Raw genomic sequence first — 13494 nt, 5'->3', positions numbered from 1 at the left:
GTGTCGTAGGTTCTACTTAGAGTGAAATCCGGTGCGCTGATGGTCGGTAGACCGGCTAGCCATCGGGCATGTTGAACGCGTTGAACAGAGACCAGTGGCACGGAAGGCCGGCGAATGACGCGGGCACCGAAGCAGCGCAACGAGCGGTTGCGGAACGCGATCTCGGAGTGCAGATGGTCGTACGAGTCGTGCGCTTCGGCCGTACGCACCGTCGCCCGCGAGAACGGCGAGGCGCAATTCTCGTGCGACCGATCCCATGTCGGACATTGGATCGCCGGCGTGAAGCCCCTCGGTGGCACCGCCCGATATCTGGCCGAAGCGATCTCCCGCCGACTCGGTCGGGTGGTTGATCCGGCCTGTCTGGGGCTTCTCACAGGCGGTAGTCTTGAGGCCGACCTAGGCGGCCTGGATTGGTGGGGACGTGCACCGGCCATCGATCTCCTGACAGTCGGGAGGGCCGACTTGGAGCGACGAGCGTTCGGGCGCACCGCCCTGTACTCGCTGGCGGCACTCGCCGTCCCACTCGAATCCTGGCAGGAGATTGCGGATCGGGGCCGGCGTGCGCAGGGTGGCGACGCTGCCGTCGGCCGTCGAGAGATCGACGCCGTGCGGGACATGCTGACGGTGTTCAGCACGGCTGACGAACGGTTTGGGGGAGGGCACGCCCGTCTCGCCGTGGTCCAGTACCTCACCTCCGATGTGGCCGGTCTTCTTCAGGGGCGTTTCTCTACCGATCGCGACCGGGTGGCGATGTTCAGTGCTGCCGCCGAAATGACCTACCTCGCCGGCTGGAAAGCCTTCGACTCATCCCTGCACGGGCTGGCCCAGCGCTACTACGTCCAGTCGCTGCGCCTCGCGAACGAAGCAGACGATCGGGCCCTCGCCGGCTTCACGCTGCGCGCGATGGCACACCAGGCGGTGGACCTCGGCCACGGGCAGGAGGCACTAAGACTCGCCACCTCCTCCCTCGAATGGTCGAAGGGAAGAACGACCCCCGCCGCGACCGCGCTCTTCACCATCCTTGCCGCCCGGGGGCACGGTGCGACGGGTGACCGCGCACGCGCGTCAGCGGCGATCCGCGCGGCGGAGGCACATCTCGCGGACGCCTCGCCCGACGACGAGCCGACCTGGATCAGGACCAGCGGCTTCACCGAAACCTCCCTCGCCAGCCAGGCCGGCCAGGCGTTGCGGGACCTCGGTGACCTTCCTGCGGCCGAAACTCAGCTCCAGCGGTCGATCGCCACGCGGGACACCGAGGCGTACCGCCGCACTCACACGCTGACGCTTGCCAACCTCGCCGACGTCCAATGCGCTCAGGGACGGCTACGGGACGCCGCCGAGAACTGGAACCATGCGATGGACGCGATGGCGGGGGTTCGGTCCGGGCGGGCATCCGCAGCGGTGACGAACATTCGGACGCGCCTTGGCAGCCTCGGCCAGCGGCTGCCCTCCTTCGCCAAGCGACTCGATCAGCGAGCCGCCGCATTCATCAAGGAGTTGAGCAAGCATGGAACGTGACGCCTGGCGCAAGTCGAGCCGCTCCGGGAGCAACGGGCAGTGCGTCGAGGTGCGCGATCGGGGCGTCATGGTCGACGTGCGCGACTCCAAGGCCCCCGCGACCGGGGTGTTGAGCTTCGACGCCGCAGCCTGGAGCGCGTTCGTCGACAACCTGAAGCAGCGGTCCGCGCTCTGAGAGATCTTGGTACGGGATGGCCCCTATCGGGGCCGTTCTCTTCCAAGATCTCCAGACTTCTCACGCAGTGGAACATTTGATCCAGCATTCGAGAAGGTGGGGCGAGGTGGGGGCCGGCTACGCGGATGCCTCTCCTCGCGTGCGCGCTGCCGTGGACGACGTCGCGGCCAGTTCGGGCCGCGCCGGTAGGAAGACGGTGGGGACGCCCAACGACTGGTTCATCGCGGCGAGCCGCTGTTCGGCCTGGAGGTCGGTGGTGTTCCGCACGCCACGGATGATCACTCCCGCACCGTGGCGACGGCAGTAGTCGGCGGTCAACCCGCGCCACGCCGCCACGGTGACGCTGGTCCACCCGGCCGGCAGGGCGGCCCGGACGGTGGCTGCCCGCTGCTCCTCGCCGCTGCCCGGCTGTTTGTCGCCGTTGACCGCGACGAGCACGACCACCTCGTCGAAGAGGCCGCGCGCCCGGTCCACCACGTCCAGGTGTCCGGGCGTGACGGGATCGAAGGTGCCGGGATAGACGGCCCGGACGGGCGCGCGCCCCGCAATCGCCCGCGCCGGATGTGAACCTGCCGCTGGTTCGGCTGTCCCGGCCGTGTCGGTCCGCATGGCCCGACTGTAGGTGGCCGGCGTCCCGGCCTGATGATCGGCCGGAGCGAGGCAGGGGCCGGTCGAAGGTGCGGCCGGTGAGTCGTTTCTGCTCTCAGCTCGACAGGCGCCGGGCGTCGGAGAGTTGCCGGCGGCTGGTCGACGCCCCGGCCGGAAGGGTGACTGTCCTCAATGGCAGGGTCATCACGGCGCTCAGGAGAAGGGCGCGACGGTATTTCTTCGTGACGCGAACTAAAGGCGGGTTGATCGTGGGTGCCGAGGTGGTGGCATCGACGGAACCAGCCCCGTCCGGACGCGTCCAACACTGCCATTTGTCCAGTTCGCGGCTCGGGGTGCCGCGCCCGCGAGACCAGATCGTGACTTGACGCAATAGTTCGTTCGCCGTAGGAAGGAAGTGTGACAGACGTGGTGACCCCACCGACGAGCCCGGTCAGCCGGGAGCGGTCGAAGGAGATCAAGCGCAGCAGCGTCATCTCCGCCGCCCGCTCCGCCCGGGTGCTGTCCCGTGCCGAGCTGACCGAGCTGACCGGGCTGAGCCCCGCCACGCTCACCCCGCTGGTCCGGGACCTGATTGCCGAGGGCTACCTGATCGAGCGCGGCCCCGGCGCCTCCCGGGCCGGCCGCCCCCGCGCCATCCTCGAGTTCAACCCCCGCGCCGAGCTGGTCGCCGCCGTCGCGCTGGAACCGGCCCGGATCAGCTGCGAGATCGCCGACAGCGACGGCGCCGTCATCGCCCACCGCACGGTGCGGCGTACCGGCGACATCGTCGACCTGATCTGCACCGCCGTGCCGGAACTGGCCGGCGACGGGCTGCCCGCGCTGCGGGGCGTGGCCATCGCCGCGCCCGGCGTCTCCACCGGCGGCGCGGTCCGGCTCGCCCCCTCGGTCGGGCTGGTCGAGGCGCGCCCGGTGGGGGAGTCGGTGCAGCGGCGGCTCGGCGTGCCGGTGGTGGTCGACAACGACGTGAACCTGATGGCCGCCGGTGAGCACGCGGCCGGCGCCGGGACCGACGTCGCCGACCTGCTCCTGCTGCACGTCGCCGACGGCATCGGCGCCGGGCTGGTGCTGGACGGGCAGGTCCGTCGCGGCTCCGGCGGCGCGGCCGGCGAGGTCGGCTTCCTGCCGCTCGACCCGGCCGACCGGGGGCACGACGGCATCGGTCCGTTCGAGGCCCGCTGGTCCGCCGGCGCCATCGCCGAGCGGGTGGTGGCCCTGGCCCCGGGCCGACGGCCGGCCGCGCCGGTACGGGCGCTCGTCGAGCTGGCCGCCGCCGACGAGCGGGCCGGCGCGTACCTGGCCGAGGTGCTCGCCGCCTGGGCCCGGCTCATCGTCTCCTGCGCCTGCGTGATCGACCCGGGCCGGGTGCTGCTCAGCGGCGCCGCGGCCGACCTCGACGACGCCGCCGTGGACCGGCTCCAGGCGCTGGTGTCCGCCGGCGCGCCCAGCCCGACCGAGGTCCGCCGCGCGGTCCTCGGCGACCAGGCGGTGCTGCACGGCGCGGTCAGCTACGCGCTGTCGGCCGCCGCGTCCGGCCTGTCCACCCTGCTACCCGCTCCCTGACCGCTCCACCCCCCACAACACCCCTCGGAGGTACCCCATGAGACGTCGACTCCTGCTCGCCGGTGCGCTCGCCACCGTCCTCGCCGCCGGCACCGCCTGCGGCGGCGGCTCCGGTGACTCCGGCTCCGGCTCCGGCGAGGCCGAGAAGCTGACGATCTACACGGCCCGCGACAAGAAGGTCACCACCTTCGTCGTCGACAAGTTCACCGCCAAGTACCCCGAGTACAAGGGCAAGGTCGAGGTGCTCAACCTGGGCGCCCAGGAGATCCTGGAGCGGGTCCGGGCGGAGAAGGCCAACCCGCAGGCCGACGTCTGGTGGGGCGGCACCCAGCAGGGTCTCGCGTCGGGCGCCTCCGAGGACCTGCTCACGAGCTGGAAGCCGTCGTTCGCCGACAAGATGGACGAGAAGTACAAGGACCCGCAGGGCCGGTGGTTCGGCGAGATCCTGCTGCCCGAGGTCATCATGTACAACAACAAGGCGCTCACCCCGGAGCAGGCCCCGAAGGACTGGGACGACCTGCTGAAGCCGGAGTTCAAGGACAAGATCATCATCCGGGACGTGGCCGCGTCCGGCACCATGCGGTCGATCTACGCCTCGATGATCGTGCGGCAGTCACCGGACGGCAGCAACCCGCAGCCCGGCTACGACTGGCTGAAGAAGCTCGACGCCAACACCGGCGCGTACGCCGCCAACCCCACCGACCTCTACCTGAAGCTGTCCCGCCAGCAGGGCACGCTGAGCGCCTGGAACCTCCAGGACATCCTGCTCCAGGCCAACCAGGCCAACATGCCGTTCGGCTACGTGATGCCGACCTCCGGCGCCCCGGTGCTGGTCGACGGTCTGGCCCAGGTCAAGGGCGGCAACAGCGAGGGCGCGCAGAAGTTCCTGGAGTTCCTCTTCGACGACTCGCTCCGCGCCGAGCTGGCCAAGGACTACTACCAGATCCCGGCCGTGGACATCGCGGAGAAGCCGGAGTGGCTGGCCCAGCTCAACCTCAAGCCGCTGGACGTCGACTGGGACGTGATCGGCAAGAACGAGACCGAGTGGATCAACCACTGGAACAGCCAGATCAAGAACAAGGGCTGACCGGCCGGGACGCCGGGTGCCACGCGCGCCCGGCGTCCCGCCGTCGCCGTCCCGCACCACCCACCCCGTCACCGGTCCGATCCGGTTACCGGACGCAAGGAGAGACATCATGATCGATGTCACGCTGGAGTCGGTGAGCAAGCGCTTCCCGCGTGCCGGCGACACCGCGGCGGTCGACGACGTCGACCTCCGCATCGGCGCGGGGGAGTTCTTCACCCTGCTCGGCCCGAGCGGCTGCGGCAAGACCACCACCCTGCGCATGGTCGCCGGCTTCTACTTCCCCAGCTCGGGCCGGATCCGGTTCGGCGCCGAGGACGTCACCAACCGCCCGCCGAACAAGCGCGACACCGGCATGGTGTTCCAGAACTACGCGCTCTTCCCGCACCTTAGCGTCGCCCAGAACGTCGCGTACGGCCTGAAGATCCGCAAGGTCGGTCGGGCCGAGGCGAAGCGCCGCATCGACGAGGCGCTCGGGCAGGTCCACCTCGCCGGGTACGGCGACCGCCGCATCGACCAGCTCTCCGGCGGCCAGCAGCAGCGCGTCGCGCTGGCCCGGGCGCTGGTGATCCGGCCGCGCACGCTGCTGCTCGACGAGCCGCTGTCCAACCTCGACGCCAAGCTGCGCGAGGAGACCCGGGTCGAGATCCGCCGGATCCAGAAGGAGTCCGGCACCACCGCGCTCTACGTCACCCACGACCAGGCCGAGGCGATGGCCATGTCCGACCGGATCGCCGTGATGGAGTCCGGCCGGGTCCGGCAGGTAGGCACGCCGCAGGAGATCTACCACCGGCCGGCCACCTCGTTCGTGGCCCGGTTCATCGGCCGCAGCAACGTGCTCAGCCTGCCGGTGGTGACCGCCGGCCCGGAGCGCCTGACGGTGTCGCTGCCCGGCGGCTGGGAGGTCCCGGTCGCCGCGCCTGTCGACCACGGGCTCCGCGAGGGCGGCACCGCGCTGGTCAGCGTGCGGCCCGAGCACATCACGCTCGGTTCGGCCACCGACGAGGGCGCGCTGCCCGGCCGGGTCACCGAGCTGGAGTTCACCGGCATGGCCACCAACCTGCTGGTCGACGTCGCCGGCGAGCCGGTGCAGGTGGCCGCGATCGACGTCCCGGCCGGGCTGGCCGTGGGCGACCAGGTCGGGCTGCGTCTACCGCCGGAGCGGATGTGGGTGGTGGGGGCGTGAGCGCGAGGAGTGAGCCGGGTTTGCGAGCCCCGCAGTCGCGAACTGAGGTGACGCTGTGAGCACCATCCCCGCGACCCCGAGCGCGGCCACCGTCCCGCCGATCACCGAGGACCCGACGCCCCCGGGCGGCCGGCGCTCCCGCCGCCCGCAGCTCAACGCCAACTCGCGCTGGTTCCCGTACCTCCTGGTGTTCCCGCTGGTCCTGATCCTCTTCGGCTACGTGGTGCAGCCGATGCTCGCCACGTTCGGCGAGAGCGTCGGCGTGGACGGCCCGGAGAACTGGGCCAGCTTCCTCACCGGCGACGGCGTGGCCCGCTCCGCGCTGCTCACCTCGCTGATGATCAGCGCCGCGAGCGTGTTCCTGTGCGGCGTCGTCGGCGTGGCCATGGCGTTCCTGCTGAAGCGGTTCTCGTTCCCCGGCCGCCGGCTCATCGAGGCGATCATCCTGGTGCCGGCGGCGCTGCCGCCGCTGATCGGGGCGATCTCGTTCCAGCTCCTCTACAGCGAGACCGGCATCCTGCCCCGGGCGCTGCAACAGCTCCTCGGCACCGAGAACCCGGTGCTGCCGTTCAGCGGCATCGCCGGTGTGCTGGTGGTGCACACGTTCACCATGTACCCGTTCTTCTACCTGGCCACGTCCGCCGCGCTGATGGGCATGGACCCGTCGGTGGAGGAGGCCGCCTACAACCTGGGCGCCGGCCGGGTGCGGGTGTGGCGGACCGTGCTGCTGCCGATGCTCACCCCGGCGCTGGTCTCCGCCTCACTGCTGGTCTTCATGACGTCGCTGGCGTCGTACACCGCTCCGCTGCTGTTCGGGGTGGACCGCACCATGACCATGCAGATCTACATCAACCGCACCAACGGTGACCTGCCGATGGCCTCGACCTACGCGTCGGTGCTGGCGGTCGTCTCGGTGCTGTTCCTGCTCGGCATGCGCTGGTACGAGGGGCGGCGCAGCTACCGCTCCCAGTCCAAGGGCGTGGCCAGCCACCGCCGCGAGCTGACCAACCCGTTCGCCCGCTGGCTGGCGCTGGCCGCCTCGCTGCTCGCCGTGGTGGTGCTGCTCGCCCCGGTGGCGACCATCGCGCTGGTGGCGTTCTCCGAGGACGGGACGTGGACCACCGAGGTGATCCCGTCCGGCTACACCACGCAGAACTTCGTCACCATCTTCTCCGACCCGGACGCGTACCGGCCGATCGTCAACTCGCTCCAGATGAGCCTGCTGGCCACCGTCGGCTGCGTCGTGGTCGGCGTGCTCATCGCGTACGCGGTGCGCCGGCTCGACTTCCGCGGGCGTGGCCTGCTCGACGTCGCGGTCATGCTGGCCTGGGCGCTGCCCGGCACGGTGGTGGCGATCAACCTGATCTCGGCGTTCAGCACCGGTAACGCGTTCAGTTTCGGTCAGGTGCTGATCGGCACGTTCTGGATCATGCCGCTGGCGTACTTCGTGCGGTTCCTGCCGCTGGTGTTCCGGTCCAGCTCGGCCACGCTGGCCCAGCTCGACCCGTCGCTGGAGGAGGCCGCCCGCAACCTCGGCGCGTCCTGGGCGCGGGCGTTCGGCACGGTCACGCTGCGGCTGATGCTGCCGGGCGTGCTGGCCGGCGCGCTGCTCGCGTTCGTCAACGGCGTCGGCGAGTTCGTCGCCTCGGTGCTCATCTACACCTCGGAGACCGCGCCGATCTCGGTGGAGATCAACAACCGGATGTACTCGTTCGAGGTCGGCACCGCCGCCGCGTACGGCATGCTCCAGGTTGTGTTGATCTTCGTGGTGATGGTGGTCTCCGGCCGTTTGCAGAACGGCGGCCGGGCCGCCCGGGAGGCGACGAAGTGGACGGCGTGACGAACCTGTGGCCGGCCGGCGGTGGGCTGCTGCCCGCCGCCGAGGTCCCCGGCGGCGAACTGGCCGACGTCGTGGCGGCGGCCGACTTCGCGGTGCTGCCGGTCGGCGCCGTCGAGTGGCACGGGCCGCACCTGCCGCTCGGCGCCGACCTCATCCTGGCCGAGGGCTTCGCCGGCGAGAGCGCCGCGCCCGGGCCCGGCCCGCGCGGCGTGCTGTTCCCGCCGGTCGCGTACGCGGCCTGCCCCGGCCAGACCCGCCCCTGGCCCGGCACGGTGGCGATCCGGCCGGAGATCGCGGTCGGCTACCTCGCCGACGTGATCGAGGGCATCGTGGCGGCCGGTTTCCCCCGACTGCTGGTGGTCAACGGCCACGACGCCAACATGTCCACCGTGCGGGCCGCCATGGAGTGGGTCTCCGGGCGGCGCACCGCCAGCCTGCTGCTGGTCAACTGGTTCCAACTGGTCACCCCGGCGGAGACCGGCGCGCTCTACGGCGACGTGGTCGCCCGCGGGCACGGCGGCGCGTACGAGACGTCCGGCGTGCTCGGCTTCGCGCCGCAGACCGTACGCCTGGACGCCGCCACCGACCTGCCGCCGCGCCCCAAGCTGCCGGTGACCCACCCGTACGTGCTCGTCGAGTCGCGCCCCGACCCGTGGCAGGGCTGGTCCGGGCACGTGTCGCGGGCCAGCGAGGAGGCCGGCCGGACGGTGCGCGCCACGGCCGGCGCGCGGCTGCGCGAGATCGTGGCCGCCTGGGTGGCCGCCCCGATGCCGGCCCCGCCCACCGCCGACCCGCTACCTCAGGAGGACGTGTGACAGTCGACCGGGGACTGGACGTCGTCGACTTCCACCTGCACTTCCGCATCGGCGCCGACGAGACGATCCACGCCTGCGAGGACGCGGCCGGGATGCACCCGGGCGGCACGCACGAACGCGAGGTGCGGGCCGCCGGGTCCGCGCCGTACGCCCGGCAGTGGCGTCGGGCCTGGAGCTTCCCCGACCCGGAGCCGCCCGCCGAGCGCTGGCAGGACGAGGCGGACCGGTGGGCCGAGGAGCTGCGCGCGGTGCGCGTACGTCGGGCGGTCTTCGTCACCGGCGGCGGCAACGACGCGCTCGCCGACGTGGTCGACCGCCACCCCGACCTGCTGCTCGGCCTCGCCCACCACGACCCCTACGGCGCAGCCGCGGCGGCCGAGCTGGAGCGTGCGGTCACCGAGCGGGGGCTGCGCGGGCTGAAGCTGTTCGCGCCGCTGCTGCGCGGCCCGCTCGACCACGCCGACCTCGATCCGCTCTGGGCCACCGCCCAGCGTCTCGGCGTGCCGGTGCTGATCCACATCGGTCACTACGGCAGCGCCGGCGGCTTGTCCGTCGGCCGGTACGGCGGCCCGGACGAGCTGGTCCGGATGGCCCGCCGGTTCCCCGAGCTGAACGTGGTGGTGCCGCACTTCGGCGTCCAGCACGTGCAGGAGCTGTTCTTCGCCGCCTGGGGCTGCCCCAACATCTCCATCGACACGTCCGGCTCGAACCAGTGGGTGCGCTGGATGCCGTACCGGCTCACGCTGGAGGACCTGTTCCGCCGCTGCTACGAGACGATCGGCCCGCACCGCATCGTCTACGGCAGCGACTCGTCCTGGTTCCCGCGCGGCTACGTCACCCGCTACCTCGACGACCAGCTCCGCGTCTGCCACGAGCTGGGCCTGCCCGAGGACCACCTGCGCGCGATCTTCGCCGGGAACGCCGAGCGGCTGCTCGGCCTGACCGCGAACCGGAAGGAAACCCGATGAGCACGCTGACCACCTACCAGCGCCACCACCTGGCCCCGACCTACGACCACCACGTCGGGCACCTCTACCCGGCCATGGTGCGCGCCAGCCAGGCGCACGTGGTGATGCTGACCGAGCAGCGGCTGATCCCCGCCGACCGCGGGGCCCGGCTGCTGCGCGGCCTGGCCGAGCTGCGCGCCGACACCACCGCCCTGCCGGCGTACGACGGCAGCTTCGAGGACACCTACTACCTGCTGGAGAAGCGGCTCGCCGCGGCGTGCGGCATTCCCACCTCGGAACTGGACGTGCAGCTCGCCCGCAGCCGCAACGACCTGGACGCCGGCGTGTTCCGGATGCTGCTGCGCGACCAGCTCGTCGAGGTGCTCCAGCGGGTGCTGGACACCGGCCGCACCGCGCTGGCCCAGGCCGACCGGTACGCCGACGTGGTCATCACCGGCTACACCCATCGCCGGCCGGCCCAGCCCACCACCATCGGGCACGCGCTGGCCGGCTACGCCGAGGCGCTTGTCAACCAGGCCGCCGCGTACGCCGACGTGATCGACCAGCTCAACGTCTCGCCGCTGGGCTCCTGCGCGTTCGCCGGCACCGACCTGGACATCGACCCGGCCCGGGTGGCCGAGCTGCTCGGCTTCGCCGGCCTGGTCACCAACTCGTACGAGGCGGTGGCCGGCGCCGACCACCTGGTCCGGGTCGGCACGCTCAACGCGCGGGCGCTGGCCACCGGCGCCCGGCTGGCCCGCACGCTGATGGACTGGCTGAGCTGGCAGTGGGTCACCACGCCGGGGGACTTCACCCAGGGCAGCAGCATCATGCCGCAGAAGCGCAACCCGGTGGTGCTGGAGCACCTCGTCTCGTACGCCGGGCAGGCCGCGGCGGACGCCGCGTCGGTGCTCAACAACGTGGGCGCCGCCTGGTGGGAGGACTCCAACAACGCCACCACCGACGTGCAGGTGCGGCTCTGGGAGAGCAACGACCGGGCCGAGCGGTTCTTCGCGCTGGTCGGCGGCTTCCTCGCCGAGATCGCGCCGCTGAGCCCGCCCAGCCGGGAGGAGATCGTCGCCTCCGGCGCGACCACCACCGCGGCGGCGGACGCGTTGACCCGCCACGGCGTGCCGTTCCGGGCCGCGCACTCGCTGGTCGGCCGGCTGGTGCGCGACGGCGGGCCGGACACCTGGACCCCGGACGGTGTCCGCGCCGCCGCCGACGGGATCACCGGTGCGCTCGACGACACGGCGGTCGCCGACCTCATCGCCGCCGCGGTCCGGCCGGAGCTGGTGCTCCAGCGGGCGCAGGCCGACGGGCCGGGCGCCCGCGCGGTCCGTACCCAGGTGGGGGTGCTCTCCGCCGCGCTCGACCCGGTCGCCGACCGGCTGAGCGCCGTCCGGGGGTTGCTGCGCCAGGCGGACGACCTGCTGGACGCCGTGGCCGCCGAGCTGGGGGCGCGGTGACCGTGCGGCTGTCCGATCCGTCCGTCACCGGCACGCGCACGCCAGGGCTGCTGCTCGGCATCGACTTCGGCGGCACGAAGATGGCGGTCGGGGTGTCCGACGCCGACGGCCGGCTGCTGGCCCACCGGCGGGTGCCCACGCACGCCGAGCAGGGCGCGCCGCAGGCGCTGTCCCGGGCGCTGAAGCTCGCCGGTGACCTGGTCGGTGAGGTCGGCGGCCCGCTCGCCGCCGCGGGCGTGGCGTCGCCCGGCGTGGTCCGCCCGGACGGCATCGACCTGGCGCCCAACGTGCCCGGCTGGGAACGGCTGCGACTGGCCGACGCGGTCCGTGACGCGCTGGACGTGCCCCGGGTCGCGGTGGACAACGACCTGAACGCCGCCGCGCTGGCCGAGCTGCGGCTGGGCGCGCTGCGCGGCGTCGACCCCGGGCTGGTGGTGGGCATCGGCACCGGGATCGCGGCGGCCGTGACGGTCGGCGGCGCGGTGCTGCCGGGCCATCGCGGCGCGGCCGGCGAGATCGGGTACGCGGTGGCCGGCGCGCCCTGGCCGGGGACGATGCTGGAGCTGGACTTCTCCGGCCGGGCGCTGGACCGGCTCGCCGCCGACCTCGGCGTGCCGGACGGGGCGGCCGGCCTCACCGCCGCCGCCGAGGCGCCGGGCGCGGCGCGCGACGCGCTGGCCGCCCGCGTCGACGAGGCGGCCCGGACGCTGGTGACCTGCTGCCTGCTGCTCGATCCGCAGCGGATCGTGCTGGTCGGCGGCGTGACGCGCAGCGCGGTGATCCGGCGGATGCTCGTCGACCGGCTGACCGAGGCGCTGCCGCACCCGCCCGACGTGGTGCGTTCCCGCTTCGCCGACGACTCGGCGTTGTACGGCGCGCTGGCGCTGGCCCGGGACACGGTGCCCGTCCCATACTGAGCGCTTTACCGATGTAGCGTGTGTCACAGTTTTGTATACCCCCGGTGACCGGCCCCGACGTCGACATCCGTTGTGCCGCAACGGATCCGGCCTGGTGGGGTGCGGTCGCCGGGCGGGCCACGCGCCGCGCCGGGCACGCACCGGAACCGACCCGGCACCGGTGGTGAAGACCGATCGAACTTCGGTGATCGCGGATTTGCACCCGTCATTACGCTGCGGGGTGGTTGATCGCCGGAACCACGGACGACAGGTGGAAGAACCTCAGATGAGTGACAATCACCCTCCCTACGGAGGTTATCCGGACCCGAACGCCGGAGCGTGGGGCAACCAGCCCGACCCCAACGCGCCGTACGGCCAGCAGCCGGCCTCCGGTGCGCCCTACGGCCAGCAGCCGGCGTCGGGTGCCCCGTACGGCACGCCGCCCGCGTCCGGCGCGCCCTACGGCACGCAGCCGGCCTCCGGTGCGCCGTTCGGCGCCCAGCCGGGTGCGCCGTACCAGGGGCAGCCCGGCTATCCCCCGCCGGCGCCGTTCGCGCCGGTCCCGCCGCCGGCCAAGTCGAAGAAGGGGCTGATCGTCGGCCTCGCCGCCGGCGCGGTGACGCTCACGCTGCTGTGCTGCGGCGGTGGGCTCGCCTACGTCGCGTTCGGTGGGGACGACAAGGACGACCCGACGCCGATCGCGTCCGGCAGCACGACTCCCGGGCCCGACACCTCGACGCCCGTCCCGAGCCAGTCCGGGCCGGAGTCGACCGGGCCGGACGAGCCGTCCAACAACGACGCGCTGACCGCCCGCTACTCCAGCGAGATGTCCGCGGTCTGCGACGGCGGGGCGATCCTCAACGCCGCCCCGTACACCACCCCGGCGAACGCGAAGGCGTACGTCTTCTCGAACTCCCCGGACCGGCCGTCGTACTGGTCGCAGAAGTCCTTCAGCTCGGAGAAGCCGTACTACGCCAAGTCGGCGGACTTCGCCACCGTCTCGGTGATCGGCTGCCTCAAGATGGTCGACGGCAGCGAGGGCACGCCGAAGAAGTGCCAGTACAAGGCCAGCGACGGCAAGGCCGTCACGGTCGACTACATCTCCTCGCGGTACACGCTGACGTTCCACGCGGCGAAGACCGGCGAGAAGATCGGCGACGGCGGCACCGTGACCGCGCCGGCCGCCCGCTGCCCGAGCTTCATCTCCTACAACAAGGTGACGATGAGGTCGTACGCGGCGCCGGACAGCGGCACCATGGAGGCGGCGCTCGACCGCTTCCTCAAGTAGGCAGGTGTTAACCGGGGGCCCCGCTCATGCGCAATGCGCTGGGCGGGGCCCCCTCCTTTCCTGTTGGGAAGGCGACCGGTGTCGGCTTGCCGACGTGGGAATCCCGT

Annotated in this window: 12 protein-coding genes; 11 read left to right on the top strand and 1 reads right to left on the bottom strand. The window is 72.2% G+C overall.

Annotated elements, in window-relative coordinates; genetic code table 11:
• The first annotated feature begins 114 nt into the window (after positions 1 to 114).
• Positions 115 to 1518 (top strand): Tat pathway signal protein, encoded by a 1404-nt coding sequence (locus tag AB0B02_RS06725; protein WP_281942061.1) that lies wholly within the window; start codon positions 115 to 117, stop codon positions 1516 to 1518.
• Positions 1508 to 1693 (top strand): DUF397 domain-containing protein, encoded by a 186-nt coding sequence (locus AB0B02_RS06720; RefSeq protein WP_357297499.1) that lies wholly within the window; start codon positions 1508 to 1510, stop codon positions 1691 to 1693. Before AB0B02_RS06725 ends, AB0B02_RS06720 begins: the two co-directional genes overlap by 11 nt.
• A 117-nt stretch (positions 1694 to 1810) precedes the next feature.
• Here AB0B02_RS06720 and coaD read toward each other — a convergent pair whose 3' ends face one another.
• Positions 1811 to 2302, bottom strand: a complete 492-nt coding sequence (coaD, locus tag AB0B02_RS06715) for a pantetheine-phosphate adenylyltransferase (RefSeq protein WP_357297494.1) — start codon at positions 2300 to 2302, stop codon at positions 1811 to 1813.
• A gap of 396 nt (positions 2303 to 2698) precedes the next feature.
• Between coaD and AB0B02_RS06710 the strand changes: the two genes are divergently transcribed.
• The 9 genes from AB0B02_RS06710 (at position 2699) to AB0B02_RS06670 (ending at position 13387) form a co-directional block, all read left to right on the top strand.
• Entirely contained in the window at positions 2699 to 3862 is a 1164-nt protein-coding gene (locus AB0B02_RS06710) for an ROK family protein (protein WP_281942055.1), read from the top strand.
• Positions 3863 to 3899: 37 nt separating this feature from the next.
• Positions 3900 to 4949, top strand: a complete 1050-nt coding sequence (locus AB0B02_RS06705) for an extracellular solute-binding protein (RefSeq protein ID WP_281942054.1) — start codon at positions 3900 to 3902, stop codon at positions 4947 to 4949.
• Positions 4950 to 5058: 109 nt separating this feature from the next.
• Entirely contained in the window at positions 5059 to 6132 is a 1074-nt protein-coding gene (locus AB0B02_RS06700; RefSeq protein WP_281942052.1) for an ABC transporter ATP-binding protein, read from the top strand.
• A 55-nt stretch (positions 6133 to 6187) separates the two neighbouring features.
• The gene (locus tag AB0B02_RS06695) at positions 6188 to 7972 is read left to right on the top strand and encodes an iron ABC transporter permease (RefSeq protein WP_281942051.1); all 1785 of its coding nucleotides are present in this window, start codon (positions 6188 to 6190) and stop codon (positions 7970 to 7972) included.
• Positions 7969 to 8787: a creatininase family protein gene (locus AB0B02_RS06690; RefSeq protein ID WP_357297485.1), complete on the top strand. Its 819-nt coding sequence runs from the start codon at positions 7969 to 7971 to the stop codon at positions 8785 to 8787. The genes AB0B02_RS06695 and AB0B02_RS06690 overlap by 4 nt, the downstream gene beginning before the upstream one ends.
• Positions 8784 to 9755, top strand: coding sequence for an amidohydrolase family protein (locus AB0B02_RS06685; RefSeq protein ID WP_281942047.1), 972 nt, complete (start codon positions 8784 to 8786; stop codon positions 9753 to 9755). The genes AB0B02_RS06690 and AB0B02_RS06685 overlap by 4 nt, the downstream gene beginning before the upstream one ends.
• Positions 9752 to 11203 carry a lyase family protein gene (locus tag AB0B02_RS06680; protein ID WP_281942045.1) on the top strand — a complete coding sequence of 484 codons (1452 nt, stop codon included), beginning with the start codon at positions 9752 to 9754 and terminating at the stop codon, positions 11201 to 11203. Before AB0B02_RS06685 ends, AB0B02_RS06680 begins: the two co-directional genes overlap by 4 nt.
• Positions 11200 to 12120, top strand: coding sequence for an ROK family protein (locus AB0B02_RS06675; RefSeq protein WP_281942043.1), 921 nt, complete (start codon positions 11200 to 11202; stop codon positions 12118 to 12120). The genes AB0B02_RS06680 and AB0B02_RS06675 overlap by 4 nt, the downstream gene beginning before the upstream one ends.
• Positions 12121 to 12385: 265 nt before the next feature.
• Complete coding sequence (locus AB0B02_RS06670) at positions 12386 to 13387, top strand: hypothetical protein (protein ID WP_281942042.1); 1002 nt, start codon at positions 12386 to 12388, stop codon at positions 13385 to 13387.
• Positions 13388 to 13494: the final 107 nt, after the last annotated feature.

This window comes from Micromonospora sp. NPDC049240, assembly GCF_040647835.1.
Lineage (GTDB): Bacteria > Actinomycetota > Actinomycetes > Mycobacteriales > Micromonosporaceae > Micromonospora.
This window is presented reverse-complemented; position numbering and strand designations above follow the sequence as displayed.